Source organism: Bradyrhizobium nitroreducens (assembly GCF_002776695.1).
Taxonomy (GTDB): domain Bacteria; phylum Pseudomonadota; class Alphaproteobacteria; order Rhizobiales; family Xanthobacteraceae; genus Bradyrhizobium; species Bradyrhizobium nitroreducens.
The window spans coordinates 1,002,132-1,029,021 of the sequence record NZ_LFJC01000003.1 but is presented as its reverse complement, the minus strand read 5'-3'; the positions used below and the strand labels follow the sequence as shown (position 1 = coordinate 1,029,021).

General features: G+C 60.7%; 30 protein-coding genes and 3 pseudogenes. 14 read left to right on the top strand and 19 right to left on the bottom strand.

Annotated features, from left to right (window positions below; all coding sequences use genetic code 11):
- Positions 1–48: 48 nt before the first annotated feature.
- The gene (locus tag TSA1_RS05215) at positions 49–2,793 is read left to right on the top strand and encodes an EAL domain-containing protein (protein WP_100175410.1); all 2,745 of its coding nucleotides are present in this window, start codon (positions 49–51) and stop codon (positions 2,791–2,793) included.
- A gap of 280 nt (positions 2,794–3,073) precedes the next feature.
- Entirely contained in the window at positions 3,074–3,853 is a 780-nt protein-coding gene (locus TSA1_RS05210; RefSeq protein ID WP_145984270.1) for a hypothetical protein, read from the top strand.
- A gap of 161 nt (positions 3,854–4,014) precedes the next feature.
- On the opposite strand, the gene TSA1_RS05205 is transcribed toward TSA1_RS05210, so the two are convergent.
- Together TSA1_RS05205 and TSA1_RS05200 are read right to left on the bottom strand one after the other, a co-directional pair.
- Positions 4,015–4,998, bottom strand: coding sequence for a cysteine synthase A (locus TSA1_RS05205; RefSeq protein WP_100180979.1), 984 nt, complete (start codon positions 4,996–4,998; stop codon positions 4,015–4,017).
- Between the two features lie 366 nt (positions 4,999–5,364).
- Entirely contained in the window at positions 5,365–6,327 is a 963-nt protein-coding gene (locus TSA1_RS05200) for a phosphatase PAP2 family protein (RefSeq protein WP_100175408.1), read from the bottom strand.
- A gap of 351 nt (positions 6,328–6,678) precedes the next feature.
- On the opposite strand from TSA1_RS05200, the gene TSA1_RS38750 reads away from it, so the two are divergent.
- From TSA1_RS38750 to TSA1_RS38745, 3 genes are all read left to right on the top strand, one after another.
- A complete protein-coding gene (locus TSA1_RS38750; RefSeq protein ID WP_142250326.1) occupies positions 6,679–7,089 on the top strand; it encodes a hypothetical protein in 411 nt (136 codons plus the stop codon).
- Positions 7,090–7,729: 640 nt separating this feature from the next.
- Positions 7,730–7,969, top strand: a complete 240-nt coding sequence (locus TSA1_RS05195) for a hypothetical protein (protein WP_145984269.1) — start codon at positions 7,730–7,732, stop codon at positions 7,967–7,969.
- 195 nt (positions 7,970–8,164) lie between these two features.
- The gene (locus tag TSA1_RS38745) at positions 8,165–9,046 is read left to right on the top strand and encodes a dienelactone hydrolase family protein (RefSeq protein WP_145984268.1); all 882 of its coding nucleotides are present in this window, start codon (positions 8,165–8,167) and stop codon (positions 9,044–9,046) included.
- Positions 9,047–9,459: 413 nt separating this feature from the next.
- On the opposite strand, the gene TSA1_RS05185 is transcribed toward TSA1_RS38745, so the two are convergent.
- From TSA1_RS05185 to TSA1_RS40995, 3 genes and pseudogenes are all read right to left on the bottom strand, one after another.
- On the bottom strand, positions 9,460–10,125 hold the full coding sequence (locus TSA1_RS05185) for an SOS response-associated peptidase (protein WP_100175405.1): 666 nt from the start codon (positions 10,123–10,125) through the stop codon (positions 9,460–9,462).
- A gap of 15 nt (positions 10,126–10,140) precedes the next feature.
- Positions 10,141–10,552, bottom strand: a pseudogene (locus TSA1_RS40570) (hypothetical protein).
- A gap of 122 nt (positions 10,553–10,674) precedes the next feature.
- Positions 10,675–10,788: pseudogene (locus tag TSA1_RS40995) on the bottom strand (non-homologous end-joining DNA ligase); the annotation flags it as partial.
- A 136-nt stretch (positions 10,789–10,924) separates the two neighbouring features.
- Between TSA1_RS40995 and TSA1_RS05170 the strand changes: the two are divergent.
- Positions 10,925–11,113, top strand: coding sequence for a DUF3606 domain-containing protein (locus tag TSA1_RS05170; RefSeq protein ID WP_100175404.1), 189 nt, complete (start codon positions 10,925–10,927; stop codon positions 11,111–11,113).
- 44 nt (positions 11,114–11,157) lie between these two features.
- Here TSA1_RS05170 and TSA1_RS39265 read toward each other — a convergent pair whose 3' ends face one another.
- Positions 11,158–11,331 carry a hypothetical protein gene (locus TSA1_RS39265; RefSeq protein ID WP_161497185.1) on the bottom strand — a complete coding sequence of 58 codons (174 nt, stop codon included), beginning with the start codon at positions 11,329–11,331 and terminating at the stop codon, positions 11,158–11,160.
- A gap of 274 nt (positions 11,332–11,605) precedes the next feature.
- Here TSA1_RS39265 and TSA1_RS05165 point away from each other — a divergent pair, with 274 nt between their 5' ends.
- The 3 genes from TSA1_RS05165 (at position 11,606) to TSA1_RS38740 (ending at position 13,233) form a co-directional block, all read left to right on the top strand.
- Complete coding sequence (locus TSA1_RS05165; protein ID WP_245448110.1) at positions 11,606–11,950, top strand: hypothetical protein; 345 nt, start codon at positions 11,606–11,608, stop codon at positions 11,948–11,950.
- A gap of 726 nt (positions 11,951–12,676) precedes the next feature.
- Positions 12,677–13,036, top strand: a complete 360-nt coding sequence (locus tag TSA1_RS40990) for a hypothetical protein (protein ID WP_347338505.1) — start codon at positions 12,677–12,679, stop codon at positions 13,034–13,036.
- Positions 13,033–13,233: a hypothetical protein gene (locus TSA1_RS38740; protein WP_145984267.1), complete on the top strand. Its 201-nt coding sequence runs from the start codon at positions 13,033–13,035 to the stop codon at positions 13,231–13,233. Before TSA1_RS40990 ends, TSA1_RS38740 begins: the two co-directional genes overlap by 4 nt.
- An 85-nt stretch (positions 13,234–13,318) precedes the next feature.
- On the opposite strand, the gene TSA1_RS05145 is transcribed toward TSA1_RS38740, so the two are convergent.
- A complete protein-coding gene (locus TSA1_RS05145) occupies positions 13,319–13,579 on the bottom strand; it encodes a hypothetical protein (protein ID WP_100175400.1) in 261 nt (86 codons plus the stop codon).
- Between the two features lie 250 nt (positions 13,580–13,829).
- Here TSA1_RS05145 and rocF point away from each other — a divergent pair, with 250 nt between their 5' ends.
- Both rocF and TSA1_RS05135 read left to right on the top strand, forming a co-directional pair.
- Positions 13,830–14,807, top strand: coding sequence for an arginase (rocF, locus tag TSA1_RS05140; protein WP_100175399.1), 978 nt, complete (start codon positions 13,830–13,832; stop codon positions 14,805–14,807).
- A gap of 188 nt (positions 14,808–14,995) precedes the next feature.
- A complete protein-coding gene (locus TSA1_RS05135) occupies positions 14,996–15,280 on the top strand; it encodes a hypothetical protein (RefSeq protein WP_100175398.1) in 285 nt (94 codons plus the stop codon).
- Positions 15,281–15,285: 5 nt separating this feature from the next.
- Here the strand turns inward: TSA1_RS05135 and TSA1_RS05130 are convergent, their stop codons facing one another.
- The 7 genes from TSA1_RS05130 to TSA1_RS40255 form a co-directional block, all read right to left on the bottom strand.
- Complete coding sequence (locus TSA1_RS05130; RefSeq protein ID WP_100175397.1) at positions 15,286–16,500, bottom strand: mandelate racemase/muconate lactonizing enzyme family protein; 1,215 nt, start codon at positions 16,498–16,500, stop codon at positions 15,286–15,288.
- A gap of 103 nt (positions 16,501–16,603) precedes the next feature.
- On the bottom strand, positions 16,604–16,810 hold the full coding sequence (locus TSA1_RS39260) for a hypothetical protein (RefSeq protein ID WP_161497184.1): 207 nt from the start codon (positions 16,808–16,810) through the stop codon (positions 16,604–16,606).
- A gap of 197 nt (positions 16,811–17,007) precedes the next feature.
- Positions 17,008–18,294 carry an NRAMP family divalent metal transporter gene (locus TSA1_RS05120; RefSeq protein WP_100175395.1) on the bottom strand — a complete coding sequence of 429 codons (1,287 nt, stop codon included), beginning with the start codon at positions 18,292–18,294 and terminating at the stop codon, positions 17,008–17,010.
- Between the two features lie 243 nt (positions 18,295–18,537).
- Positions 18,538–18,723, bottom strand: a complete 186-nt coding sequence (locus TSA1_RS05115; protein ID WP_100175394.1) for a hypothetical protein — start codon at positions 18,721–18,723, stop codon at positions 18,538–18,540.
- Between the two features lie 234 nt (positions 18,724–18,957).
- Complete coding sequence (locus TSA1_RS05110; RefSeq protein ID WP_100175393.1) at positions 18,958–19,584, bottom strand: general stress protein; 627 nt, start codon at positions 19,582–19,584, stop codon at positions 18,958–18,960.
- A gap of 23 nt (positions 19,585–19,607) precedes the next feature.
- Positions 19,608–19,928: a PepSY domain-containing protein gene (locus tag TSA1_RS05105; protein ID WP_100180978.1), complete on the bottom strand. Its 321-nt coding sequence runs from the start codon at positions 19,926–19,928 to the stop codon at positions 19,608–19,610.
- Positions 19,929–20,456: 528 nt separating this feature from the next.
- The gene (locus tag TSA1_RS40255) at positions 20,457–20,786 is read right to left on the bottom strand and encodes a hypothetical protein (RefSeq protein WP_210421881.1); all 330 of its coding nucleotides are present in this window, start codon (positions 20,784–20,786) and stop codon (positions 20,457–20,459) included.
- Between TSA1_RS40255 and TSA1_RS05095 the strand changes: the two genes are divergently transcribed.
- Positions 20,779–21,006, top strand: coding sequence for a hypothetical protein (locus TSA1_RS05095; RefSeq protein WP_100180977.1), 228 nt, complete (start codon positions 20,779–20,781; stop codon positions 21,004–21,006). The two genes, TSA1_RS40255 and TSA1_RS05095, sit on opposite strands and share 8 nt — an antisense overlap.
- A 233-nt stretch (positions 21,007–21,239) precedes the next feature.
- On the opposite strand, the gene TSA1_RS05090 is transcribed toward TSA1_RS05095, so the two are convergent.
- Entirely contained in the window at positions 21,240–22,010 is a 771-nt protein-coding gene (locus TSA1_RS05090; protein ID WP_100175391.1) for an EAL domain-containing protein, read from the bottom strand.
- A gap of 346 nt (positions 22,011–22,356) precedes the next feature.
- Here TSA1_RS05090 and TSA1_RS05080 point away from each other — a divergent pair, with 346 nt between their 5' ends.
- Positions 22,357–22,605, top strand: a complete 249-nt coding sequence (locus TSA1_RS05080; protein WP_100175389.1) for a hypothetical protein — start codon at positions 22,357–22,359, stop codon at positions 22,603–22,605.
- A gap of 103 nt (positions 22,606–22,708) precedes the next feature.
- Here the strand turns inward: TSA1_RS05080 and TSA1_RS05075 are convergent, their stop codons facing one another.
- From TSA1_RS05075 to TSA1_RS05065, 3 genes are all read right to left on the bottom strand, one after another.
- Complete coding sequence (locus TSA1_RS05075; RefSeq protein ID WP_100175388.1) at positions 22,709–22,921, bottom strand: hypothetical protein; 213 nt, start codon at positions 22,919–22,921, stop codon at positions 22,709–22,711.
- Entirely contained in the window at positions 22,918–23,118 is a 201-nt protein-coding gene (locus tag TSA1_RS05070) for a hypothetical protein (protein ID WP_100175387.1), read from the bottom strand. The genes TSA1_RS05075 and TSA1_RS05070 overlap by 4 nt, the downstream gene beginning before the upstream one ends.
- Before the next feature lie 319 nt (positions 23,119–23,437).
- Positions 23,438–25,138 carry a recombinase family protein gene (locus TSA1_RS05065; RefSeq protein ID WP_245448109.1) on the bottom strand — a complete coding sequence of 567 codons (1,701 nt, stop codon included), beginning with the start codon at positions 25,136–25,138 and terminating at the stop codon, positions 23,438–23,440.
- A 148-nt stretch (positions 25,139–25,286) separates the two neighbouring features.
- Here TSA1_RS05065 and TSA1_RS05060 point away from each other — a divergent pair.
- Positions 25,287–25,552, top strand: a pseudogene (locus tag TSA1_RS05060) (transposase); the annotation flags it as partial.
- Here the strand turns inward: TSA1_RS05060 and TSA1_RS05055 are convergent.
- A partial coding sequence (locus tag TSA1_RS05055; protein ID WP_100180975.1) for an FAD-dependent monooxygenase occupies positions 25,552–26,890 on the bottom strand: 1,339 nt, incomplete at its 5' end. The pseudogene TSA1_RS05060 and the gene TSA1_RS05055 sit on opposite strands and share 1 nt — an antisense overlap.

Genomic DNA, 26,890 nt, shown 5'->3' with positions numbered 1-26,890 from the left:
GGGGACGAGGGGGCGCGCCCAACATAGCGGGCGCGCGGGAGGATCGGAGTGAGACGCTATCGGCCGCATATCCTAGTCGTGATCGCCCTTGCGATCGTGCTGTCCACGGGATGGCATGGTGCGCTTCGCAACGCGCTCACCGATCTGCGGTTCGCCTGGCAATCGCGTGAGGCCAGCGGCGACGTCGTCGTGGTGGCCATCGACGCACCGTCCATCGAACAGATCGGGGTGTGGCCTTGGCCGCGCCGACTGCACGCCGAGCTGTTGCAGGGACTTGCGGCGGCGGGAGCGGGCGACATCGCCTTCGACGTCGATTTCAGCACGCCGTCGGATACCGCTTCCGACGAGGCCTTCGTCAAGGCCCTTCGCGAGGTCGGCGGCTCGACCATCCTGCCGTCCTTCAAGCAACCGACGCCGAATGGTGGCCCAGCCTACATCAATCGCCCCTTGAAGCCGTTCAGCAACCAGTCCTGGCCGGCCGTCGTGAACGTCGCCGTCGAATCCGACGGGCTCGTCCGCCGCTATCCGTTCGGCGAGAAGCTCGGCGATGCCGTGATGCCCTCGATGGCCGTCGTGCTCGCCGGGAAGGACGCCAATCGGCGGCCGCCGTTCCTGATTGATTTCAGCATTCGTGCGGCCTCCATTCCTGTTGTCTCCTATGTCGACGTCCTGCGCGGCAATACCGATGCTCTCGACAGGCTGAGAGATAAGAAGATCATCGTCGGCGCCACCGCGCTCGAGCTCGGCGACCGCTTCAGCATTCCCAACGGCAGGATCGTCTCGGGGCCGGTGCTCCAGGCATTGGCCGCGGAATCGATCCTTCAGGGCCGGACGCTGCGCTGGACCTCCGATCTCGGCATGATCCTGGGCCTGGGCGTGATCTGCCTCTTGATGATGTATTCGTGGCGCCGCCTCGGGCCGGGAATTCGCGTTGCAATCCTGGTCGGCACCGGGGCGGCTATCGAGCTGACCGCAGCGCTCGTGCAGGCGAGATGGTCCCTCGTCATCGACACATCGCTGCTGCACATTGCCATCGTCGCCTATCTGACCGCGATTGCGCTGGACGAGATCGATTTTCGTGGTCTCCTCGGACGCATCGCCGAGAGCCGCTTTCACCGGATCGCGATGTCGCTCGGCGACGGTCTCGTCTGCACCGACGAGAATCACCGCATCACGGTTTGGAATCCCGGCGCCAGTGCGATCTTCGGTTACGCGCCGGCCGAGATGATCGGCCGTCCGTTCGAAACGCTGTGTGCCGTGGCGGCAGCGGAGGGCGACACGAGACCATCCATGCACGACGCCGCGCGCCAGGCGCTGCTCGTTCCGGGCGGGGCGGTCGTCGTCGAGTTCGAGGGGCGGCGCAAGAACGGCGAAACCTTCCCCGTCGAGGCGAGCTTTTCGGGCTGGCAGGGAACGGATGGCTTTCAGTACGGCGCGATCCTGCGCGATATCTCGGTCCGCAAGCGCGAAGCCGAACGCGTCAAATATCTTGCCGAACATGACGCGCTGACCGGTCTTGCCAATCGCAACACGCTGCATGCCAGGCTGGTGGGCATGATTGCGGACGCAGAGCGACAGCCTCGCGAGGTCGCGTTGCTCGTGATCGGGCTCGACGGCTTCCAGCAGATCAACGACATGCTTGGGCATGCAGCCGGCGACCTCGTGCTGCGGGCCGTCGCTGAGCGTCTCCGGATCGAAGTCGATGGCAAGGCGGTCGTTGCCCGGCTCAGTGGCGACGAATTCGCCATCGCGCTTGACTGTGCAGAGGCCGGCGAGCCGATCGCAGCGTTCGCCGACCGGATCGCACAGGCGTTCGAAGCGCCGCTTGCGACGGGCACGCGGCAGCACCGCGTCAGGATCAGCATCGGAGTTTCAGTCCATCCTGAAGGCGGACACAACGCCGACGAGCTCCTGAGCAACGGTCATCTTGCGCTGAGCCGTGCCAAGGCGACGCGGCGGGGCAGCCATGTGCTGTTCGAGGCCGCGATCAGACAGGAGCTGGAGAACCGGCTGACACTGGAGAGCGAATTGGCGCTTGCGGCGGATCGGGGCGAGTTCGAACTGTTCTACCAGCCCCAGGTCCGCCTGATCGACGGCAGCCTGGTCGGGGCCGAAGCGCTCATCCGTTGGCGACATCCGGTGCGCGGTTACGTCTCCCCTGCGGAGTTCATGCCAGTGGTCAACAGCTCGGCTCTGTCCGAGCGGATCGCGAACTGGGTGATGGAGACCGCCTGCCGTCAGGCGCGCGCGTGGGAGTTGTCCGGCAGCAACGTGCGGGTCGCGATCAATCTCTCGCCCTCGCAGCTTCAATCCGGCGATCTCGCGCAGTCGATCGCGTCGCTGCTCGACACGACCGGCCTGACGCCGTCGCTGCTCGAGATCGAGGTGACTGAAGACATCCTGCTCAATGACGAGAGCCGCGTGCTCGCCATGTTCAAGCGCATCCAGCAGCTCGGCGTGCGCGTCCTGTTCGATGATTTCGGAACCGGGTATGCGAGCCTGAGCTATCTGAAGAAGTTTCCGCTCGATGGGCTCAAGATCGACCGGTCGTTCGTGTCCGGTCTTCTGGTCAATTCCGACGATGCTGCCATCGTCAGCTCGACGATCGGCCTCAGCAAGCAGCTCGGCCTCACCGTTGTGGCTGAAGGTATCGAGGACCGAGCCACGGCCGATTTCCTGCTCAGCATGGGATGCGAGGAAGGGCAGGGATATTTCTTCGGCCGTCCGATGCCGGCGCAGGCATTTGAAACGCAATTCCTGGCGGCCGAGCTCGGGGCTGTCAGCGCTGCCTGAGCGTGCGGAATTTCTTGCTCCCCCGCGCGGTCGCAGCGCAAATTGAACGCGCAGATGCGAAACGGCGGATGGGCGCGGCATTGTCTGCTTTGGAGAGCTGAGCGGAAACGTGTCTTGAAGCTGCGCAGGGCCGCGCTTGACCCAAACGGGACATCCAAGCCATGGAAGGGATGCATTTCACGCAACATCAATTTTTGCGTGCAGTATGTTTGTGGCAGAGTCGTATGTTCAGGCTGATACAATGTTCCGACCCTCTCCGGTGAAGGTAGTTTGCCTCGTCTTGGTCGGCGCGATTGCAGCGCTTGCCATTGCTTACGAGAAAGACCAGCCTCGATTTTCGCTCAATCCCTTCTGCGGTGTTCGTTTTGCATATCGTTTGAATGTCACGATTGAAGTCAAAGGCGAAAAATACTCCTCGTCGGCAACTGGCGAGTTGCAGAACAATCGGATCAGTACGGGTGGTGTTTGCAGGCAAGAAATCGGTTCCGTCCTACCGTTTCGCTTGAGCGATAATCGACTTGTTGTTGTCTATGCGGGTCTTTGCCGAGCTGCGGTAAGAGAGTTCGCTGGAGGGCAGGATGCCGAACCGTGGGATAGCGGCCTCAAAGCTGGCCCAATCGACGATGCGTTCAAGACTGCGATGAAAGAACATAAGAAGCTGGACATCGCCCAGCTCTGCGTTGGGATAAGTCGAGACCGAACCGGGGTCGATAGGGCCAGATATGATGGCTACTTTTTGGACAGTGCTGACGAACCGCAGACATGGCGAGGGTTCAGCTTCGATGACAATCCCTATTTTGATGGCATAAGCGAAACTGAAAGACCGCGCATCGTCTCGGCCGTGGCGGAAGCGACGAATCGCCCCCCCGTAGATCTTCTTGAGAAGGTCGCTCCAGCGACGCTCAAGGCACACTTCGGGGGCGAATGGTCAGAAAGTCCAGCTTGGATGTTTTTTGATCGGCGGATGCAGCATCAGTCGTCTTACGGCGAGAACGAGTTTCATGTGCCGGAAGAGCCGCATCAACTTCCGAAGGCTCCCGGCTTCCCCGCAACGCGCTGAGACGTCGTCTATTGGCCCATCGCGTCAGTTAGTCCGATGCAGCGGTTTGTCTGGAGTTGGAGGTAAAGCCGACCTGCCGGCTGAGCGCCCGGACTTCTCAGTTTGACCCAGAACAGACATTGCGGGAGCGCGCGGATGTGCAGCCCGATGGCGGGTTGCTATTACATCCAAGGTGGAGTGGGCAGATTTTTCTTACGCAGGAAGTCCGGGTTGAACAGCTTGGATTGATAGCGCTGCCCGCCATCCGCGAGGATGGTCACGATGGTCTTGCCTGGACCGAGATCGCGCGCTAGTCGCATGGCTCCAACGATGTTGATGGCGCTCGACCCACCGAGCACAAGTCCTTCATGCTCGATTAGGTCGAATAGAACGGGCAACGCTTCCTCGTCAGTGATCTGATACGCCGCGTCAATTGGGGTGCCTTCCAGGTTCCTTGTCACACGCACTTGCCCTATGCCTTCAGTGATCGAGTCTCCTTCGGTCGTCAGGTCGCCCTTGGTGAACCAGTTGTAGAGCGCGGCCCCCATGGGGTCGCTGAGCGCAACCCTGACGGCTGGATTTCGCTCCTTTAGGGCTCGCGCAACCCCACCCAAAGTCCCGCCGCTGCCGACGGCACAAGTAAAGCCGTCGATTTTTCCGCCTGTTTGTTCCCAAATCTCAGGTCCAGTCGTGCGGTAGTGGCCCTCGCGATTGGCAACGTTGTCGAACTGGTTAGCCCAGAACGCACCGAGTTCTTCGGCCAACTGGCCGGAATAGCGAGCATAATGACCGGGGTTTGAGTAGGGAACGGCGGGGACCAGTCGCAGGTCTGCACCACACAACCGCAACATGTCCTTCTTCTCCTGACTTTGCGTGTCGGGCATCACGATCACGCTTCGATAACCGCGTGCATTAGCCACGAGCGCAATGCCGATGCCGACATTTCCGGCCGTGCCTTCGACAATGACACCGCCCGGCATGAGCTTGCCGCTCTGCTCAGCATCATTGATCATGGCGAGGGCCGCACGATCCTTGATCGAGCCACCGGGATTAAGAAATTCAGCCTTGCCGTAAATCTCGCAACCTGTGGCCTCCGACGCCATTCGCAACCTGATCAATGGCGTGTTGCCGATGGAGTCTACAAATCCCGTTCGTACGCCGTTCATCGCCTGCCCACCTTCGCGCTTCCGCAACTTTAGGCTGTTCAGTGGGAAATTCCGTTCTCTAGTTCACACGATTTAGACAAGGACGTTGGCGTCCGGGCCGCCCAATCAGCGATTCTATTCCCGAGCGGCGTTTCGGTTCCGCTTGTGGCCCGTGGCTGACCTCCGCCCGGCGCGCCGCGATGGCCGCTTCCGACAGGTGAGCTGACAAGGTCATGCAGGCTATCAAGGGCAGCCTTTGACCCAAAGTGGACTCCACGTTCTTGTGTTTCGTGACCTCACGGCAATCTCGCTGCAGACGCCTTCTTTAAGTTGATCCCGACGCCTTAGGGACGCGGTACTTAAATGGCCACGCGTTGCCTGGGTTAGCTAGCCGATTTGACATCTCACACTGCCGTCTCCCGTTTCTAGAACTGAGATTTTGGCATTTATGTCTTCGCGAACGACGGTGCCTGAAAACATAATCGCACCAACGCCTATTGCGCCACCCGCTATCATATCAGTTAAAAAATGCGCCCCCTGCACGGGAATTGTTAGAAAGCAAAGCGTCTGAACAGCCAAGGTAATCCAACGCGCTGGTGTGCTCCATGCTGCCCAGAGATAGAGAACGACAGTTGTCGTATGAAAACTGGGAAACGAGATTGTTCCCGAAGGAATTTCGGCGGCGTAAATGTCGACGACGCCAGCTCTAAGCGCATCGTAAGTGTCTTTGTAGTTGGAAAACTGTACCCAAAAATTGGGATGCTGCGAGGCCGTCATTCCGTGTTGGAAATAGGCTCCGTAAGAAGGAGTAACGATAGCTACCACGTAAACGATAGTCAAAGAGACCGTGGATGCGATCAAGAAGCGCGCCATCGAGGATATACGCTGATACGCTGCAAGGACCACGATGATGAAAAGAGCGTAGGAGGGCCAACAAAGGTAAGCGATGCGGCAAGTCATGCCGAAAAGCGGATGATTAACGTGCCATTCAAAATATTGGATCCAATCAAAACCGAACGTCGAGTCGATCCGGGCCAAGGTTTGGTCGACCAGCGGATAATATCTGCCGACATAAGACGGCGCCAAGTGAGCAATCAAATTGACTTGGCTTAGAAGGAAGATGTTCGCAAACGCAAAAGCGGCTGCCGAGAATGACATTTTGTTTTTGGCTCGAAAAAATAGACCAGCAACCGTCAACACGAGACCGACAACAATGGAGACGATTATATCCTTCGTAAGATGAAGTCCCTGAGGCATGGCTGAAATCAGCCAGAAATCGAAGGCCATCGCCGAAAGGGTCGTCACATAGACAGCAAAAAAAGGTCGTAACGTCTGGTGAATGTTTGCCATAAATCACCTCATGGTTGTATGAGGCCATAAACCAGAGGTTGTGAAGAAAGCGTCAATCGCGGCGCGGACAAGACAGCTTCAACGGGCGACCTCTGTCATTTTCGCGCTGGTCGCGTCTGTTGGCCCATCTGCGAAGCCGCGCCTCCTTTGGCGAAGGTCCGCTGATTGCGCCCGAGCGGACCAGGTTTGCTCAACCTGAGTTCTTCGCATTTTGACCCGAAGCGGACATCCTCTGTTTATGGAAAATTGAGCATTCACTGTGATCTCGGTTGACGGAGCGCTCCTCTGCAACCGACAAGTGGCCTTGGGCGTGTCAGGTCATTTGTCGCCCGCTCCGAACCGAGATTGGCCGTGAAATCTATCTGCAAAACCGCAGTTTTGGCTCAACTTGTTGCTGCGAGCTTATGTGTCGGGGCGTGTTCTCCCCAGGAGGACGCCCATCTCACCTGTGCGACGACTATTTTTGTCGCGGACAAGCTTATGGAAACGGGCAAAGTCCCCAATGACCTTGCGCTACGACAAAAAGCCAACGACGCTGAGGTCAACCATCAGAACGCCTCTGCGACTTTCCGAAGGTTGGACACACGTGAGCCTGAAGGTGAGCATGAACGTCTGATGGAGCTTGCGTTCATCTTTGGGAAGGAACGTGATCGAATTCTCAATGAGCTATCACCGAAGGAAGTTGTCGCCCGGGCGAAGACTTGCATCGAACAAGCACCTCCGAAGGGGCGAGGGTTTCCGCGTCCGGATGGCAGCTTTTGACAGGACGGGCACGGCTACGCTGCGCAGTAGCTCATTGTTCGCGCTAGGAGACGCGGAGGTTTCCGGTGTGGGATATTCGATGGTTTAGAGACCTAGCCTACTTATGGGGTACCGTAGCGTTACTCTCCTTTATTCCTGCCCTGATCGTTGGCGCAGCAATTGGGCGGCTTGTGGGACGATGGTTTCTGTGCGTCCTTCTTAGCTATGCCGCCGCCATAGCGCTCCTCGCTCTTACGCGCGTTCAGCAAGGCTTCCGTCACCCTCCGAGTTTGATCGAGCTGCTTGCCTATTCCGCAGTGCTTGCTCTGCCGCCGATTTTGGCCTTCGCATCTGTGGGATACCTGGTCGGACGCAAGTTCAAAGAGCGGCGCGATCTGAAATCCCACTGATTGGCGAGCAGCCTAATGTCTGCGATTGGCCCGTTTGAGACATGCCGGAGCGGTCGAACACTGTAGTTCACAGGCGTAGACCGGAAGCGAACGGCACGCGCCCAAAGTGACGCGATTGACCTGAAGCGGACCTCGGCTGCTTCATTCATAGTTGAGAATTTGGCGCGATATTGGTTGACCAAAATAGCTCGCACACGCTCGCGCAGTCGGCTGGTGAGGAGGCAGTTCTCACTCTCGCGGAGTTTGGCTTGATGGATCGCGTCAGTGCCCGCCTTGGCCGCTGGACACCTGAAGGGAAAAGATTTCTGGCGGAAGGCATGCAAGCGTGGCGGGATTGGCGGGATCAAATCGACGCCGATGCCGAAGCAGAGCGGCGTGAAATTGACCGTAGAGCGAGTGCGGATAACGTTCGATGGGCCAAGCGCGCGCCGATTGCTGTATGCATCACGGCGGGCCTGATTGTTGCTGGATGGATTGCAGCCAAACTCTAAAGTGCTCGCAGCGCCTGAAGTCAGCTTCTGGCCCGAACGCGAAGTTCGGGCGGTGTAGCCGGTTGTCGGCTCTTGGAGGTAGACCATAAGCAATCGGCCGACCTTCAAGACGGCGCTCTTGACCCTTAGCGAACCTTGGAAAGACATCTTTGTGCTAGGCCATGGTGTTGCCGTCCGACAATCTGAGGTAGCCTTATGCGAAGGCGCGAATTTATCACTCTTGCAGGCAGCGCAGCGGTAGCGTGGCCGCTAACGGTACGAGCCCAGATCGAAGTCGATCCGACCGTCACTGCTTCAGGTGGCAACTCCGATCTTCTCAAGACGCCTTTGACCGAAGATGGCAACTCAATCAGCCTAGAAGCGGTGATCTTCAAGCCCCCTGGCGGGGGGCCATTTCCTCTCGCAATATTCAATCACGGTTCGACCGGTAGAAATCCGACGCCAGAACGCGTGAAGCGAACTTGGTTCTCCGTTGAACTCGCCGGTTTTCTCAACCAGCGAGGTTGGCTGGTCGCATTTCCGCAGCGGCGTGGTCGCGGCAAATCAGATGGGTTTTGTGACGAAGAACTCCTGAGAAACGGGAAGGCAAAATTTGCGTGCGACGAAGACACCGCGCGAACCGATTCAGCTAGGGCATTGAGCGATATCGACGCTGCCATTGGCGTACTTCGCGAGCGTCCTGATGTCGCGCCAGGCCCTATACTCATGGGCGGGCACTCGCGGGGAGGTGTCCTGTCAGTCGCCTATGCAGGAACGCATTCTACGGAAACTCTGAGAGTTCTCAATTTCGTGGGAGGATGGATCAACGAAGGATGTAGGGTTGCCGAGCCGATTAATCAGGAACTCTTTCTACGCGGAGCGCGCTTTGATCGGCCAACGATTTGGCTGTACGGACAAGGCGATTCTTTCTACTCCATCGCGCACAGCAGAAGGAATTTCGTCGCTTTCGAGAAGGCCGGTGGCAAGGGCCAGTTCTTCGAATTTGATAGACCCATGGCGGTGGGCCACAACGTCATTCACCATCCTGATCTTTGGACCCGACCAGTCGGTGAGTACCTTGATGCCCCTCATGCATGAGGCTCGTTGCAGATTATGCAATCGTACGTCCGCTATTGGCCCGAATGCGAAGTCCAGGCGGCGTTCCCGGTGGTCGGCTCATGGAGGTAGACCGGAAGCAACCGGCGGACCCGCCGAACGGCGCTCATGACCCGAAGCGGGCGACCAACATCACCGCTCGAGCCTCGTACGCCAGCTGGCCGCTCTTGCCTTTAGTCGCAGTGATCTGCGAACGGGCTCTGAACGCGGCTCTACTTCGGGATCGTGCCAATCTACGGTCTCTCGCTCATTGCGCGGTCGGTTTAACCTGACGTAAATTCGCGTGTCGAGAGCTTCGACGTCAGCTTGTGGCCCGTTTCGGACCTCACGCATTGCCGCTCTCTGGTGCCGTTACAGGGACATAAGCGGACATAGCGGAGATATGAGTAGATCGTTTAGGACTGCCCTCCGGGGTCCTCCTTGTCACTCCCACGGGCGACAATCTCTAGGTCCTTGTCAGGGAGCGGACGCTGCAGGGACTTTGCTTCGTCCCACGGCGCACGCAACCAGGTGTCCTTCTCCTCGGGCGAAGTCAGGATCACCGGCATCGCCTTTGGATGAATCGGCTCGACGACCGCGTTTGGGCTCGTCGTAAGCAACCCATAGACCTGATGCGGCCCTGGAATGGGCTTCGACTTCGTGCCGCGATCGCCGTTGAACGTTGTCCAGATGCCGGCGAATGCGAACAGCGGTCGCGCCTCCGCCAGCGCGAACCACACGATATCCTTCTTTTTCGTCTCCGGGTTCGGCTCCGGGGCATACTCGGCAAAGCTGTTGGCGGGGACGAGGCAGGGGTGCTCCGGCTTGAGCCAGGCTCGCCAGTGCGGCGAGGCGGTATTGCGGATGTTCGTCACGGGCGGGCCGCCGGTGCGCGGCGGCGGTGGCATGCCCCAGCGCATCATCGCCATTTCTCGTTCGTCGCCTGACTCGCGGATGACGGGAGCCGGGTAGTCGGGAAAGACGCCGGGCATCGGCGCCAAATTGCCTTCGTACCGGCGGACGATGCGGAAGAGCTCGGCGATGGCCTGCTGGTTTGTCGTGATCGAATAGAGATTGCACATAAGATGGATTGTGCCTCAACGCTCGCCCGGCCACCAGACGGACGGCGGATGAGCGGCCGAAATCTTTGTCGGTCAGCGCCACAAGCGTGCTGCGCTTGTAAGGGTAGCCGCGCACTTGCGAGCAGTCTTTGCAGCGCATGTAGCGCTCGAGTTCGTGGATGGGCGTTGTCTTCGCACGTCGAATAATGTCCAGCGCAACCGTCTGATTGGTATCGCAGCCAAGGCAACGCACCTCAAGATATGAGTATCCCGCGTTGATGGCATCGCCGATCGTTGGCGACGGCTGCGCAGGTCCCTTATAGCCAAGCATGCGATCATTCCACGCCTGACAGGCCAGCCTGTCGGCTTCCTTGCGTGCGTCTCTCGCGCGCTCGGCTGACACTTTGATCTGCGTGCCGAAGGGGTATTCTCGCGACTTCGTGGACATCCGCTCATCAAAGCCATGCGCCAACAACGTTGGCAAATTGTCGATTCCTAGTGGGTGAGGGAGCCGATCAACCACTGCTCCTCGTGGGTGTGGAAAACTGGTTCGTCAGTGCCCGTCGGCTCTCGCTCGCTAGATGGCACCCTCTCGACGGAGGACGCCAAGGCCGGCTCAACAAAACCCGGGAAGGGCGCCTTGAGGCCGATCGCCGGGGACTTCCTTTGAAGATGGGACGCCACAAAACAAACTCCACGCAGCAAATTGTTGGATTCGAATCTTTGTGGGCAGATTCGTTCCGCGCTCGCCGGCTCTCGCAGAGAGGGATTAGGAACCAACTGAATCCTCTGGCGTTTTAGCATCGCATGGAGGTGCAACATGGCTAAAGCGAAGAAGCAGACCGCCCGCGGTCGCAAACAGGACCGCGCGCGCGTGGCGGGCGGACAGAAATACGAAGTCGCCTACGAAGCAAAGAAGACAGGCCGCTCCGCCTCTGCCGTGAAGAAGGCGGTCAAGAAAGTGGGCAGCAGCCGCAAGAAGGTCGAGTGGAAGCTGAAGGGGCGTTGAGTTCCGGCTTGAGGCTGAAGAAGGCCCGGGCTGACCTTGCGAGGTCAGCGCCTGGTCTTGAGAGGCCAGCATCCAAGCAGCGCTCGCCACTCGAAGATAACAACGGTGCCACCGATCAGCACGGTGCCGATGATGGCCATGATCAGGGTCATTCCCAACATCAAATCACCTCGCTCTGTTGCGAGGTTCTTAAGTACCAGAGTGAACAGTTTTTCCAAGTTTATCTTTCGATGCACGACGGTCACCGATGCTGACGGCGAGCGCGTCCACGAAGCTCCGATAGATAAACTCTGGCTGGTCTAGCCGGGGGTGCCATTAAGAATCTTCTCACCTAAGGAACTGCGGCAATCGCCGCGGCTTTGAGTCGGTGCTGGCTCGCCGCCGAGCTGGCGGAGCGGCCCCGGCCATACCCCCAGCCCCCTGCGATGCCGGGGCCGTCTCTCCGCATTTGCGTAGTTTCGGAGTAAGCGTACGCGTCCATCGCCTTCGATCGTGCCGGCCGACCGCCTCGATCGGGACATTTATCTGGTGCTCGAGGATTTTGGCGTGCGCGCCGGCTGCGCTTGGCGCGAGACCGACGAGCAAGATACCGACCGCGACACCATCATTCGCGATCTGCTCTCCGGCCAGTACACCTATCCGGTGCGCATCGTGGTCTTCAATGCGATTGAGGGCCATGCGCGCGATGCGACCAGCGAGATTGCAGATGCCGTGGCTGAGGCCGATGCTGCAAATACGCCGGCTCTCCAGGCTTTCGTGGAAGCAAATGCCACCCGGCCTGTTGCGGTGCAACTACCGCACCCCTTGAGCGTGGTGTCGTCTGGCCCTTGCATCTAGCCTTCCGTGGGCGTTCCCTTTTTGGAACCCCCGTTCCTCCCAGCGCGTTTGAGTGCATTGTAAGTGCATCATTGGAGTGGGTGCATGGTCAAAACTCGGCGTCGCGTCAGACAGGCAAAAACGTTCAGGGATCGTCTACTCGAGGAAGCCGCCAGATTTCGCGCGGCGGCGGATCAATTGCCCCCTGGGACGGAACGCGAACTTCTGATGAAGCGTGTATATCAAGCAGAAAAAGCGTTGGAGATGAGCGAGTGGTTGAGTAGACCGGCCGCCAGCCCGCCTGCTTCGCTCAGAAGTCTCCTTAAGGCAACTTAGCCGCTATATGAAGCTACTGACTGAATATCTGGAACGAGCGGTGCAGCTCGAAAGCCTGGCAGCCGACGAGAGCGATGGCCAGTTCAAAAAGCAATTGCTGACGCAAGCGGAATCATATCGCAAGCTCGCGGCAGAGCGTGCACTAGAATATGGACTTCCGATGCCTAGCCCTCCGCAGCCGAAGATTGTTTGACACGTCGGGCAAAACACCGGCAGAATAGCATCATCGAGACGAGTCTTATTTTGCGCCCGCGCCGGAGATTTCCGCCGCGGGTTTTTTGCGTCTCGATCCTGAAACAAAATAAGTGATTTGAAGGAAATTTCCAGATGACTGACCCAGTGAATGTCAACCTGCTGTCCCAGAACGCACTTGCGAGGGCAGCCGCCCGCCGAGCGGTGAAGCAACGCACGTTGACCGAAATCAAGTCCTTGGCCCGAACGCATACCGCCCTCGCCATGCGAACTCTCGTGCAGATCATGCGCGACAAGGAAGCGCCGGCCCATGCCCGCGTCGCCGCAGCGAGCCTCATTTTCGATCGCGGCTGGGGCAAGGCGTTGCAGCCGATTGTCGGCGACGACGGGAAGCCCGTGGAGTTTGTTCACCGCATCGAGCGGGTTATCGTTCATCCCGGCGACAACGTGATCATGGAAGCGCAGATCGAGGAGAGCGCACAGCGCGTGCCGATCAGCGTTCTCGGGAGCCTCGGCGCGATATGCGATTCCGAAGCAGCCTATGAGGAGCGTTGGCTGAATTCGCAGGAGCAGGCATGAGCGACATACTTCAGAAGCTGCTGCAACCGCGTGCCGCGCCGGGTCCAGAGCCGAAATGGCCGAAGTGGATCGCGGAGGCGCTTGCCTATCAGCCGGAGAGCTCTCCGGTGGGGCTGGACCCGCCGCCCAAAGCGGTCTCACCAGAAAGCGAGGAGCGACGCAACTTGCGGAAATTAAGTCGTGTACCCAACACTTGAACAGGGAAAGCCCGCGGGGACGCCGCGGGCTTCCTTATTTCTGAGACATTCCGACGGTCTCACCGAGAGGGCGGTCGCCGAGAAGCTACCGCCGTCGCGCGACCGCGACACCGAACAGGAAGGCGACGAACAGGCTGGCGAGCGGTGCTTCGCGCGTGATCGCCGCGACGGTCGCGAGAGTTCCGCCGGGCTTGCGCGATTGCTCGATGGTCGAAGTCAGACGGTCGACGGCCGCGTGCAGGCCTCCGGCGACTTCACCGATCGTGCGGGAGACATCCGCCGCCGTGTCGATGGCGCGTTCTGCCATGCCGGGTTGCGAGGTGGATTGCGGTATCTCCGTGCTCAAGCGCGTGACCTCCAGACCTGATGATGAAGACCGGCACCTTTGGCTATCCGCGCGAGCGCTCGTTTTGAACAGCGGGTCTGACGACCTTTGGCTATCCGCGACAGGCGCCGTCATTTAACGGCGGGTGCCGGCCTTGGATGGGCAATTCAAGGCACGGGCTTTTGTTCCTGGCAAGCGAAGGCCCCCGTGAAACGACGGGTGCGAATCTCTGTTAGGCTGGCTCAACCTTGTCGAGGTTAAGGAGGCCGCCGTGACCGATCGAACCATGACGGATCGCGCCCGGCGCATCGCTTTGCTCGGCGCCCCCATCGACATGGGGGCATCGCAGCGCGGCACCTTGATGGGCCCTGCGGCGCTGCGGACCGCGGGCCTTGCCACATTGCTCGAAAGTCTGGATTTCGAGGTCGTCGACTATGGCGATCTTTCCGTGGCCGAGGTCGGGGACCTCACCGACAGGCCGCCCGCAAGAGCCAATCACTACCGCGAGATCCAGCGCTGGTCCCGCATTCTGAGCCAACGAGGCTATGAGATCGCGAAAACCGGCGCGCTGCCGATCTTCCTCGGCGGCGATCACACGCTGTCGATGGGATCGGTCAACGCGATGGCGCGTCATTGGCAGGAGCGCGGCCGGGAGCTGTTCGTGCTCTGGCTCGACGCCCATGCCGACTACAACACGCCGGGGACGACGATCACCGCCAACATGCACGGCATGTCGGCCGCGTTCCTGTGCGGCGAGCCCGGCCTCGACGGCCTACTCGGCGACGATCCGCGCGCGTCAATCGCTCCGGACAAGCTCGATCTGTTCGGCGCGCGTTCGATCGACAAGCTGGAAAAGGAGCTGATGCGCGCCCGCCGCATCAGGGTCGTCGACATGCGCCAGATCGACGAGTTCGGCGTCGCCGTGTTGATCCGGCGCGTCATCGAGCGGGTCAGGGCGAGCAACGGCGTGCTGCATGTGAGCTTCGACGTCGATTTTCTCGATCCATGCGTGGCGCCGGGCGTCGGCACCACGGTGCCGGGTGGCGCGACCTATCGCGAGGCGCATTTGATCATGGAGCTGCTGCACGATTCCGGCGTGGTCGGGTCGGTCGACATCGTCGAGCTCAATCCCTTTCTGGACGAACGTGGCCGGACGGCGCGCACGGCCGTCGAGCTGATCGGCAGCCTGTTCGGCCAGCAGATCACCGACCGGCCGACGCCGAGCAACGCGATCGCTCCGGGCGAGTAGATCTCGCGTACGGCACTCAGTGCGCCACAAGGGCAATGGTTGGAGGCGTGCTGTTCCTGGTGCGGGCGCCTTTGTTGCTGCAGAAGAGAAGGTACGCCCAGTTTGGCCCGGAACTTGCTGGAAGGATGCAGGGAACCGGGAGGGGCGCTTTTGAGTTAACCTGCAGTCGGACAATAGCGGATCCTTCGATGACAAGTGGTCGTTTCGCGAACTCTATCTCCACCGCGCTCCGCCATCCCGGCGTGATTGCGCTCATCGTGGCAGGCGTGACGATTGCAGCAATGCTGATCGTCGACCATGGTCCCTGGAGCCGCGCCAAGACTCAGCCGGCGCATGTGGCGATGTATGCGACGACGGGAGAAGCGGCACGGGCCGCTGGTGCCGAGGTGCTTCCGACCAAACCGAAATCACCGATCGAGCCGGCGCGGCCGGGGCCCAAGACGTCCCCGGCCATCAATCCCGTGACGCCGTAGGGACGTCAGCTCTTCCGACCATAGTTCAGGAGTCCCCCGCTCGTCTTCGGCGGATGCGCGCGCAAGGCATCCTCGTTCGGTTCGGTGCCCCAGCCGGGCCGGTTCGGCACGACCAGATAGCCGTTCTCGATCTCCGGCTCGTGCGTGAAGAGCTCGCGGTCCCAGGCGAGACGATCGATATCGATTTCCATGATGCGCAGGTTCGGAACGGCGGCGCAGAAATGGGCGTTCGTCATCGAGCAGAGATGGCCGTAGAAATTGTGCGGGGCGACGTTGACCTCGAAGGCTTCCGCGGCGGCTGCGATCTTCATCGATTGCCAGACGCCGTTCCATGGCGTGTCGATGATCGCGACGTCCATGGCCTGCGCCTGGAAATAGGGCAGGAATTCGCGCAAGGAGAGCAGCGTCTCGCAGGAGGAGATCGGATGCGGGCTTTGTCTGCGAATATAGCCGAGGGCGTCCGGGTTGAAGCTGTCGATCTCGACCCAGAACATGTCGATATCGGCAATGGTGCGCAGGATCCTCAAGTAGCCTTCGGTCTTGGCGTTGAAGTTGCAGTCCAGGAGGATGTCGACGTCGGGGCCGGCACCGTCGCGGATCGCTTCCAGGTGCATGTGCAGGTCGCGCAGGATCTTGCGGTCGACGTTGATCTCGGGCGCGAAGGGCGAGCCGAAGCCGGGGCGCCAGCCGGTCGGTCTGCCGTCGTCATAGGAAAAGATGTTGGTCTTGAGCGCGGTGAACTTCTTCTCGCGCACCTCGCGGCCCATCGCCTTGACGCCGTCGAGGTCTTCGATCGGCGGCTTGTACCAGGACGGGTGATTGATGCGCCATGTGGCGCAATGCGACCAGTAGACCCTGATACGGTCGCGCAGCTTGCCGCCGAGCAGCTCGTAACAGGGCACGCCGAGACACTTCGCCTTGGCATCAAGCAGCGCGTTCTCGATCGCACCTAACGCTTGCGCGACCACGCCACCGGCGGCGGGACGCGTCGCCGCGAACAATTCCGCATGGATGCGCTCGTGCTGGAAGACGTTCTGCCCGATGACGCGAGCCGAGAGGCGCTGGATGGCAGCCCCGACGCCGGGCGAGCCAAAACCCTCGTCGAACTCGCTCCAGCCGACGATGCCGTCCTCGGTCGTCAGCTTGACGAAATGGTAGTTTCTCCAGCCGGCATCGCAGGCGAGGATTTCGAGGCTTGTTGCTTTTGACGATTGGATCATGTCGCTCCCTGTCGCCGGCCCGGCGTTGTTCTTGTTGTGGTCCGATCGCGAGCCGGCCTGGCGACAATTGTTAGGCCAACACTGGAGTGGCGGGAAGCCCGCCTCAAGCCGCCCAGGCGTCGGTTTTGGCGCTTTCGGGCGGGAAAACCCCGTAGAATCCGCTGTTAATAATCACGATCTTTCCCGGGATCGTCGCGAAAACGCGCCAGGTTCTGACGCTTTTGGCCACAATCGGAGACGACGTTCCGGCCATGAAATTTCTGGCCACGATTTCGATTCTGGCGTTGCTCACGATGAGTGGGGCCGTCATTTCCGATCGGATTCTGACGTCGGAGCAGCACGTCGCGCAAGGGGTGGAATAGCGCGGCGGGCGAGGACGCTTCTTGTCTTTTGGGGGAGGCAGATGCTTTCGATAGATCAGTTCTTGCGGTTCATCAGCGTGCCGGCCGTGTTCGCCGCCTTCATCATCGCCTCGCAGATTTCGGCGGCGCTGTCGCCGGTCTAGCTTCAGCCGATCAGCGACGAGCCGAGCAGAGCAAGGACGGCCAGCGCCATCAGCGCGGTGCCGAGCCAGCCCAGAGCGATCAGCCATGACCGGGCCCTGAAGCGGTCCATGATCGCGCGGCTCGAGACGATCAGCATCATCATCGCCATGATCGGGACCGCGACGATGCCATTGAGCACCGCGCTCCACACCAGCATGTGGATGGAGTCGATCCCGGTGAAGCCGAGGCCGAAGCCGATGATGGTTGCGGCGGCGATGATGGTGTAGAAGCCGACCGCCTCGCCCGGCTTGGCCTCCAGCGTCGCCCGCCAGCCGAAGATCTCCGCAACGCCATAGGCGGCCGAGCCCGCCAGCACCGGGATTGCGAGCAGTCCCGTGCCGATGATGCCGGTCGCAAACAGCGCGAAGGTGAAGTCCCCGGCGAGCGGCCGCAGCGCTTCGGCCGCCTCGGTCGCCGAATTGATCTTGGTGACGCCGTTCGCATGCAGCACGGAGGCCGTGGTCAGGATGATGAAGAAGGCGATGCCGTTCGAGAGCAGCATGCCCGAGAAGGTGTCGGTCTTGATGCGGTCGAGCTCGCGGCCGCCGCCGCGCTTGAGCTCGCGCAGCGGCTTGTCGCGCCTGCCCTGGTTCATCTCCTCGACCTCCTGCGAGGCCTGCCAGAAGAACAGATACGGGCTGATGGTGGTGCCGAGCACGGCCACGACCATCATGAGATAGTCGGCGTTGACGTCGGCCTTCGGCCAAACCGCGGCGAGCAGCGCCGTGCTCCACGGGATCTTGACGGTGAAGGCGGTCGCGACATAGGCGAACAGCGCCAAAGTGAGGAATTTCAGCACCGGCGAATAGCGGCGATAGGGCAGAAATACCTGGAGCAGGGTCGAGCCCGCCGCGAAGATCAGCGCGTGCTCGTGGTTGAGCCCGCCGATCACGAGCGAGAGCGCCTCGGCCATCGCGGCAATGTCGGCGGCGATGTTGAACGTGTTCGCCGCCACCAGCATGGCGACGAGGCCCAGCACCGCCCATCGCGGCGCGATCTTCATGACATTGGCGGCGAGCCCCTTGCCGGTGACGCGGCCGATCTGCGCGCTGACGAGCTGGATGGCGATCATGAACGGCGTGGTGAGAAACACCGTCCACAACAGCCCGTAGCCGAATTGCGCGCCGGCCTGCGAATAGGTGGCAATGCCCGACGGATCGTCGTCGGCAGCGCCCGTGATCAGGCCCGGCCCCAGCCTTTGCAGAAGCGTCGGCGAGGATTTCGTCGGAGTGAGGGCGCTGTCGCTCATCGAAGGGGACCTCGGTCGGGGGCGCGTTGTCATAGCAAATGCCAGCAAGGGAACGTAAGTTCCATGCTGCGCGAGAGGTCCGCAATTTCTGAAAAGGCTAATTCGGCTTGACTGACGGGCAAAACACCGGTAGAGTGTCACCATCCCAGGATATCGTCTCGAGACATCCGGCACCTCAAGGCCATCCGCGGAGTCCGCCCGCGTCGGCTGGCTGGATTTCGGTGGAAGGCGTGCGCCGCCTCGTTACTTGATGCTGACGAACATGCCCCAGGCGGCGGCCAGCGCGGCGCCGGTGAAGAGCACCACGGGATTGTCGCAGAACGTGTTGCCGTATGTGCAGACGTCCGCGCCGAACTGTCCAAGCTCGTGATGGCTCGCCGAGTAGAACAATCCCGACAGCACCAGCAATGCAGCGGCGACGTAGTACATTGGCGTCTCTCCGAAACCTTCCGATTGGCGTCCATGCAGGTGTCCCAGCATGGCGCGAAGAGATTTCGTTTCGCCGAATCCGCTTTGCTGCATTTAAGATAAAGTTTGACCTGTCGGGCAAAACACCGGCAGGATGACATCATGAGCGGGTGCCGGCGATCGCGATGGTGACCGGCCTTCGACAGCAAAAAGGCCCCGCATTGCGGGGCCTTTGCCGTGTTGGAGCTTGACCGATCAGCGCCGCGTGCCGGTGCCGTAGAGCTCGCGCTCGCGGCCGACGTCCTCCGGCGACAGCGGCGGGCTTGCCGCATCGAAGTCGGTCCAGCCGCTCTTCTGCCAGGCCGCGCTGCGCTCCTGCAGGTTCACGGCGCGCTCGTTGAGCAGCGCATCGAGGCGGGCGCGGTCCTGGTCGGGCACCCGCGCGGTCACCAGCGTGCCGCCGCGGCGAACGCCTTCGGCATAGCGCGAGGCGTCTTCCCTTGAAACGCCCGCTTCCGTCAGCGCGCCGATGATGCCGCCCGTGGCCGCGCCGGCCGCCGCACCGACGGCCATTGAAGCGAGCCAACCCGCCGCGACGACCGGCCCGAGGCCGGGGATCGCTAGCAGGCCGAGGCCGGCAAGCAAACCGGCCGCGCCGCCGAGGCCGGCACCGATGCCGGCACCGGTTCCGGCGCCCTCGGCGCGATCGTCGACGCCGTCGCGATCGCGGTCGACCTTGCCGGAGCGAGAGCCGTACCAATTGTCGGAATTGTTGGCGACGATGCTGATGTCGGAGTGCGGCACGCCGGCTGCTTCGAGACGGGTCACGGCGCGCTCGGCATCGGCGTAATTGTCGTAAAGGCGAGAGATGGTGACGGTCATTGCTTGGTCTCCTGATTGGTTCGTTACTTCGCGGGGTTGACGTTGCCCTGGAAGTCCAGGCTGACGTCGGTCTTGGTGCCGGCCTTGTCGGCCTTGCCGCGCCAGACGCCCTGGTCGTCCTTCTTCAGGCCGGAGACGTTGGAATATCCCGCCTCTTCGATCTTCGACTTCGCCTGGCCTTCGGTAAAGCTGTTGCGGCCGGCGACCGGTTTGTTGGAATTGTTCCGGTCCGAGCTGTTGACGGCGTTGTTGCCCGGCCCGCTTTGCGCAGGCTGCGGCTGCGCGCCCGCAGGCACCGCTGCGAGCAGCAACATGGTCGTGGCGAGTAGAGTGAGACGTCGCATTTTTTTGTCCTCCGGCAAGTGAATGTGTCGGCGACAACAGGTGAGACTCGAATTGGTTGCTCGCGTTCGAAGCTTCCGAGTGCCGCAGCTGTCTTCGCGTTCGCTCCTTGCATCGATGCAAGCTCGGTCAACGAACGTATCGAAGGCGTGCGAGCTCGCGCGTGTTTGAAGAGCTCACGACCGCGTTCTTGTTCGGACCGCGGGGTTAGGAACAATTGTTCACTTTGGTACTTAGGAACCAGGTGTTTTCCGTGGACCGCCATGACCGACAAAAGCCAGGCAGAGCGTCTCGTACAGCGACCTCCACAGACGGGGCCTTCCTGCCCCGGCTGCCACACGCCATCGCGCTTCGTCACCTCGGTGCTCGACGTGAAGCAGGACAGGCAGATCCTGGTCTACCGGTGCGACACGTGCAGGGAAGAGATCTGGCGGTAGCGCCGCTGAGCCGAACGGAGCCGCAGGACAGCGCAGACGTATTCTATTTTGCCGACGCATCAATCGATGCGGCACGAAAGACTGAGAGGCGCGTCACTTCACGGACTGCGCTTGGGCTTGCTTCGTGGCAGGCTCCCAAGGCGCGGGAAGGATGACTCGGATCGGGCGCGCTTCTGCGGCGCCTTGAGCAGCGGGCTGAGCTTGATCCTTGGCGGGATCGGCCAGAGCCGCGGACAGCAGTGCAATCAGCAACGCCAGCGAAGTCGCCACAAGTCTCAAATCCAGCATCGAAGCCTCCGGTCTCCGCATCAACGCGGGCGGCGCGAGTTGGTTCGTTCTCGACCGGGAACAAGTGGCAATTTTCGATGTTTGAAACAGACAGACCCGGATGACCGGGCTGCTGGAGGAGGACACGATGAACATCAAGACCATCATTGCCGCTGCCGTTCTGACGTCGGTCGCGGCTCCCGCATTCGCGCAGTCGTTCTACGTGGTGCAGGACGTCAAGACCAAGAAATGCACCATCACGGAGGCGAAGCCGACGACTACGGAAACCACCGTCGTCAGCGGCGACACCGTCTACAAGACCAGGACTGAAGCCGAGGCGGGCATGAAGACCGTCAAGGTTTGCACGTCGAACTGAGGAGAATGGCGATGCCTGTACTTTTGCTTTGGGCCGTCCCGGCCGTGATCGTTCTCGGTGGCGGCGTTTATCTGATCGGCCACATGCACTGAGGCAAGGCCCCGGCGCCGTGGACTCACGGCGCCGGGTCTTCGTGGAAAGTCCGCGCAAGCGGCAAGCAAAAGCCCGCGTGGAGCAATCCGCGCGGGCTTTCGGTCATGAACCGGCCTTGAGGAAAATCTGGCAAGCAGCCCTCAACCGGCGAGGGATACGTCGATCCGTCCAAGCCCCCGCACCGCCGGCAGCGACATCAAGCCGGGCTTGGCGAAATGATAACCCTGGAACAGCGCGATGCCGGCGGCCCTGAGAACCGTGAGTTCAGCCTCGTTCTCGACGCCCTCGGCCAAGACCGTGATATCGAGCTCGCGCGCCATGGCCGCCACGCCCGATACGATGACCTGCTTGGGGTGACTGAGATGGATGTCGCGCAGCAGCTCCATGTCGATCTTGATGAGATTCGGCTGCAGCCGGGCAAGCAGGCCGAGGCCGGCATAGCCGGCGCCGAAATCGTCCAGCGCGGTCCAGAAGCCGAGGGCCTTGTAGGCGCGCACGATGTTTTCGACATGCGTGGGATCGCTCATCCGCTCGTTCTCGGTGAACTCGAACATCAGATTGGACGCGGGGAAATTCGCCCGACGCGCGGCCTCGAGCGATTTCTGGATGCAGGCGCGCGGCTCGTACACGGCGTTCGGCATGAAATTGATCGAGAGGCGCGCGCGCGGATCGGCAAACAGCTTGCCTGCGGTTTCGATCGCCATGACGCGGGCGGCCTGGTCGAAGCGGTAGAGCTGATCGTCGGTGAGCTGGCTGAGGACGCTGTGGGCGTTCTCGCCGTTCGGGCCGCGCACCAGTGCTTCATAGCCCCAGATCCTGTTCTCGGCGACGTCGACGATTGGCTGGAACGCCATCTTGAATGCGAACGGCAACTCCTTTCCGTCGGCACATCCCGCACACTTCACGACCATTTTGCCAAACTCCCGCAGCCCTCGGAGAGGTGGACGTTATGGCGCAGCGGTTAAGGAACAGCGAAGTGGGGAGGGCCGCCGCGGCCGGGTTGCGTTCAATTGTGCACACTAGCCGGCTGGTGATCGGCGTTTCGGCGCGACGAAACATTGCTGAAACAGAGCTGAAACCCGATTGTCCTGAACTCCCTCGCGCCCGGTTCCGACCAACGGAGCGAAAAGGAGATCATCATGATCCAGATCGGTTCGAAGGAAGAAGTCGCGTTCCTGCTGGCGCTGTTCGGCACCCACACCCAGCCGGTGAAGCGGCCGAAGCCGAAAACGCAGCAAAGGTAGAGAGGCTGAACCCATGCCAGGTTTGGCCGAATGCCAGAGCCTGCTCAGGCTCCTGATCGCCAGGGGCGATCCCAAGGCCATCCCGCTCGCCAAAGGCGCCATCGATCAATATCTGAACACGGCGCCGGTCAGCGCGCGGGGGCGCGGCCTGCGCGTGCTCCAGCGCGACGCACTCGACCAGCATGATGTGGCGGTCGGCGTGCAGCGCTCGTTCGCCGAGACGGTGGACGCCTATATCGCGTGCAAGCTTGCCGAGGAGTAGGGCGGCCGCGTAAGCGGGCGCGCTCATGGCACGCGACGCCTCCGGTCCCGTGATGCAGGTGACGTTCGGGCTCGAAGCCGTGATGCGCGCGTCGCGACCCCAATCACACGATCATTGATGCGTCAGAAGTCGGCAGCGGCTGCTCGGGGTCCAGCACGGCGACCTTCCGGCCGAGCTGCCAGACCTCGACCTTGCCGTGCCGCGTGAACTGTCGTGCGAAGCCGAGAGCGGACGAATCGGACGAAGCCTCGAACGGTTCGGCGGAACGAAAGACGCCGTTCTCGCCGACGAGATAAGCGCGATATTGTAGCGTCATGTCGGAGCCCTCAGGCCGGGCGAGCGCAGCCAGGCATCGATCTGCATGGCGGTCTCGTCCTGCCGCGCGCGGCGCAGCAGCATCTCGCGGCGGCGCCCCGGCGCGATCGCACGCGCTTCGTCGCGGCAGCGTGCGGCTTCGTCGGCGAGTCTTTCGTTGAGTGTTGTGGTCTGTTTGAAACGACGCCGCCTCAGCATGGCGTTGCTCCCTCGTTGGAGGAGGGCGGGAGCGCTGGTCGCGTTCTCATCACCGATCTTGTGCCAGGTGCCTTGCGGTGACGTATAAACCTTACGCCCGCCGCGACCGAGAGTCTGTATCTTTTGATAGGCCGCGGGGATCTAATTCCGAGCGCTCTTCCTGAGCTTTTTGAGCGACTTACTCAATTGAATGCGACGCAATAGTTAACCCTCGAAAGCGCACCGGCATCCTGAGAGAGGTGACGGCAGTCGCTGAGGGGACCGCTTGGCGGGTCAATAGTAGCGGAATCTCGCGAGTGCCGCGCCGATCGGCACGCGCTCACCGGCTGATCATGGGCTGAAGGCTAGGTCTCTTGCCACGTGTTACTTCGGTCAGAACACGTTCGACAACGAACTGAGACACATCCCTAAAAGAATCAAATTGTTTAATCATATGAGAGAGAAAGGATGCCTCGGCGAACCAGAACACCTGGCCATGAAATGACAACGAAGTTGATGGCATCACGACGTAATCCAGAATAGCGTCATTATCCTCCGCAAGTCGCAGCGCCACAACCCATCCTGGGGGCCACCTTACGCGGCGAACGAGCTTCCACTTTGGCGGATTTCTGACATATCGTCTGCAAGCGGATACTCGAAAGCAGATATTCACGGCGTCATCGACTCGGAGACACTCAGTCGACAAGTCAAAGGTGGCATTCCGCCCGGATTGCTCAAGGACTCTTTGTAGCAGTGCTGCATTTCCTCGCTGAATCTCTACCAACCTTTTGCGCCTATCAAGTTTGGCCCAGTAACTCTTATTGCCGGCATAGCCGATCATGCGGTAGAGATTCCGCAGAGTGCCGAAGTGCTTTAGATAGGTCGCCATAGACGGAAGGCCCGGGGCAGCGTCAATAATAGGCGCGCTCAACTTCCCTTTCTTCATGAGAAGTTTTCGAAGGCGCACCAGCATTTCTTCTTCCGATATTTTGACGCAACGTTGTTCTAGAGCGTTGCTCACCCTTCTAAAGACAATGTGATCAATAATCGGTTCAATGGCGCCCTCGCTCCTAACCCAGACCTCCTTAGGATTGGTGGTCCTCTTAGCTCCGAGCTTCCGCGAGAGCCTATTATACACCACGTTGCCAATGTAGGCTTCTCGACGCAGAAGTGCGCTGATCGAGCTCTGCGTCCACGGTCCTCCCCTGTTGGTCAAGACGCCCCGCTTGTTAAGCTCACGGGCGATTTCTTCTTGAAACGCCCCGTCGAGATATCGATTGAAGATCCATCGGACGACCTCGACCTTTTCGTCTGGTCCAGGAGCCAGCCTCACCCGATCTGTCGAGAGAAATTTGTGCTCACCCGCTTCTAACGTTCCTTTCCAACGGCACTCGTCGTCCACAACCTGTCGTTCTAACCCAAAGGGCGCTCGACCGCCCACTTTGAAGCCTTTCCTCGAAAGACGGACAGACGCCGCGTGAACTTTCGCGGAAAGCTCCCGGCTGAACTCAGCCGCCATAATTCTTTTGATATTCTTCACGATGCTGGAGAGTAAGCTGCCGTCATTGTCGAACTGTTCCGCACAATACGTAACTTTAACACCTGCTTTCCGGCAGATGAACTCGTAGTGCGCGCTCTCGTCGACGTCTTGAAAGCGGCCCCAGCGGCTGACGTCGAAGATCAGCAAATGCCCAAAGTCCGCCTGAAGAGAACTGACATCATCAATTAGTTTGGTTATTCCTTGTCTGTTTCTGATTGTTAGTCCGCTCTCGCCCGCGTCGCGATACGTGCGGACAATCTCTAAATTGTGAAGTTCTGCGTACGCGGCGATAACCGCCGCCTGATTTTCGATCGAGTATTGCTGATGGTCTGTGGACATCCGGACGTATTGCGCTGCGCGACGCTTGTCTTGCGGGCGAAGCGAACGACCTTTGTGTGCAATGAGAGCTTTCGACATGGCCCTGACCGCGCCTTCCAAACACCAGTCGCTCATTGTTTGAATGAAAAATGTAACCGGGCCGAGCTGAAATACAATCAGCACTCCTGTCTTACTTAGCTGTCGATCTTCCTGTCCTTCGCAGAGAATGACGCAGCAGTTCCGCTTGTGGCCGATTCTGTTGAAGAAGGGCGGCTGTTGCGGCGCAGAGGGATCAATGATTCAGTCTGTCTAATTGGCAGGACTGAAGATCATGACGGGGCATCGACAAGTCGAACAGGCTGCGTTGTTCTATGAGTTCTCGCTCGAAAGGCATATTCCCACTGACCACTTGCTCTGGTCGATCGATAGATTTGTCGACCTTGAAAGGGTCAGCAGGCGCTGGCATCTTTCTGATGCGATGAGGTTCATCTCAATTTGGCCAATCGGTGGTTCTGCTGGCTCGGTCTGGATGGGGCGGTGCGGGGTCACTCGACATTCTCCAAGAACGGGCATGGCCGCTTCCGGCAGAGCGACCTTTAGGCAGCAGGCGGCCCGAACCACTGCGTCAATGCGGTCTCGAGTCCGGATTGGTTCTCGTCTCCCGCCCAAGCCACGTGCCCATCCGGCCGCACCAGCACTGCGACCAGCGTGGTGACCTGTCCGATCACCGGCAGCTCCCAGGGGCCAACCGTGCTGGCGTCGACCACATCGATGCGATGTTTCCAGGGCGCGATATCGGTGCCGCCTCGCTCGCCAAATGCGAGCATCACGCCGCGCGCGCGATGCAGCAGCGTGAACAGTCTCAGCTTCCGCCCTTCAACCATCAGCTCGAGATCGGGCATGCGCCGGCCGAGCAGCGGGTGGCCTTCGCCAAGATCGTAAGCGATGTCGAGGCCGCTCATCATGGCGCCAAAACGTTTGCGCGGCTCGTCCATGGCAAGCAGCTCCGCAATGGTGTCGCGCGCCGCCTTGAGGCCATCGTCGCCGCGGCGGAGCAGGGCGATCTGCGCCATGGTATTCTTCAAGACGCGCGCGGCCACCGGATGGCGCTCGATGTGGTAGCTGTCGAGCAGGCTGTCGGGCGAGCTGCCTTTCACCACCTGCGCCAGCTTCCAGCCGAGATTGACGGCGTCCTGCACACCGAGGTTGAGGCCTTGCCCGCCGACGGAGTGGTGGATATGCGCGGCATCGCCGGCGAGCAGCACGCGGCCCTTGCGATAAGTCAAAGCCTGCCGGGCCGCATCGGTGAAACGGGAGATCCAGGCGGGATTTGTCACGCCGAAATCGGTGCCGTAGGCCGCGACGAGGGCATCGCTGAGATCGCGCATGTCAGGCTCGCCGGTTCGCGCGAGCGTTGCTTCCGTCAACACGACCAGCACGCGTCCGCTCTCCGTCTTGCTGAGGCCGTGAAAGCCGAGCGCATCGTGGCGCAGGCCGAGCTGCGGCTCCTCGCTCATCTCGACCTCGGCCATGAGATTGCTGAGTGTCGGTGAGGAACCAGGGAAATCGATGCCGGCTGTCTTGCGAACCAGGCTGCGGCCGCCGTCGCAGCCGACGAGATAGTTTGTGCGCAACCGCTCGCCGCCGGATAGCGAGACATCGACGCCGGTCTCGTCCTGCACGAAGCCGGTGACCTCGCGATTGCGATAGAACGTGACCGCGAGCTCTTCGACCCAGTCGGCCAGGATGCGCTCGACATGGTTCTGCCGCAGCGCGAGTCCGTAAGCGTGCCTTGTGGGGAGATCGCCGATGTCGAGCCTGGTCCAGGCAAAGCCGGCGAGCTGGACGATCTTTCCTTCGCGCAGGAAGCGGTCCGCGACGCCGCGCTGATCGAGGACCTCGATGGTGCGCGCATGCAGGCCCCCGGCGCGTGTC

Excerpts from the sequence above, each read along its gene's own strand:
- TSA1_RS05205 (WP_100180979.1), bottom strand. The coding sequence starts at position 4,998 with ATGAACGGCGTACGAACGGGATTTGTAGACTCCATCGGCAACACGCCA.
- TSA1_RS05200 (WP_100175408.1), bottom strand. The coding sequence starts at position 6,327 with ATGGCAAACATTCACCAGACGTTACGACCTTTTTTTGCTGTCTATGTG.
- TSA1_RS05195 (WP_145984269.1), top strand. The coding sequence starts at position 7,730 with ATGGATCGCGTCAGTGCCCGCCTTGGCCGCTGGACACCTGAAGGGAAA.
- TSA1_RS38745 (WP_145984268.1), top strand. The coding sequence starts at position 8,165 with ATGCGAAGGCGCGAATTTATCACTCTTGCAGGCAGCGCAGCGGTAGCG.
- TSA1_RS05185 (WP_100175405.1), bottom strand. The coding sequence starts at position 10,125 with ATGTGCAATCTCTATTCGATCACGACAAACCAGCAGGCCATCGCCGAG.
- TSA1_RS05170 (WP_100175404.1), top strand. The coding sequence starts at position 10,925 with ATGGCTAAAGCGAAGAAGCAGACCGCCCGCGGTCGCAAACAGGACCGC.
- TSA1_RS38740 (WP_145984267.1), top strand. The coding sequence starts at position 13,033 with ATGAGCGACATACTTCAGAAGCTGCTGCAACCGCGTGCCGCGCCGGGT.
- TSA1_RS05135 (WP_100175398.1), top strand. The coding sequence starts at position 14,996 with ATGACAAGTGGTCGTTTCGCGAACTCTATCTCCACCGCGCTCCGCCAT.
- TSA1_RS05130 (WP_100175397.1), bottom strand. The coding sequence starts at position 16,500 with ATGATCCAATCGTCAAAAGCAACAAGCCTCGAAATCCTCGCCTGCGAT.
- TSA1_RS39260 (WP_161497184.1), bottom strand. The coding sequence starts at position 16,810 with ATGACGGCCCCACTCATCGTGAGCAACGCCAGAATCGAAATCGTGGCC.
- TSA1_RS05120 (WP_100175395.1), bottom strand. The coding sequence starts at position 18,294 with ATGAGCGACAGCGCCCTCACTCCGACGAAATCCTCGCCGACGCTTCTG.
- TSA1_RS05115 (WP_100175394.1), bottom strand. The coding sequence starts at position 18,723 with ATGTACTACGTCGCCGCTGCATTGCTGGTGCTGTCGGGATTGTTCTAC.
- TSA1_RS05110 (WP_100175393.1), bottom strand. The coding sequence starts at position 19,584 with ATGACCGTCACCATCTCTCGCCTTTACGACAATTACGCCGATGCCGAG.
- TSA1_RS05105 (WP_100180978.1), bottom strand. The coding sequence starts at position 19,928 with ATGCGACGTCTCACTCTACTCGCCACGACCATGTTGCTGCTCGCAGCG.
- TSA1_RS05095 (WP_100180977.1), top strand. The coding sequence starts at position 20,779 with ATGAACATCAAGACCATCATTGCCGCTGCCGTTCTGACGTCGGTCGCG.
- TSA1_RS40255 (WP_210421881.1), bottom strand. The coding sequence starts at position 20,786 with ATGTTCATCGTGTCCTCCTCCAGCAGCCCGGTCATCCGGGTCTGTCTG.
- TSA1_RS05090 (WP_100175391.1), bottom strand. The coding sequence starts at position 22,010 with ATGGTCGTGAAGTGTGCGGGATGTGCCGACGGAAAGGAGTTGCCGTTC.
- TSA1_RS05080 (WP_100175389.1), top strand. The coding sequence starts at position 22,357 with ATGCCAGGTTTGGCCGAATGCCAGAGCCTGCTCAGGCTCCTGATCGCC.
- TSA1_RS05075 (WP_100175388.1), bottom strand. The coding sequence starts at position 22,921 with ATGACGCTACAATATCGCGCTTATCTCGTCGGCGAGAACGGCGTCTTT.
- TSA1_RS05070 (WP_100175387.1), bottom strand. The coding sequence starts at position 23,118 with ATGCTGAGGCGGCGTCGTTTCAAACAGACCACAACACTCAACGAAAGA.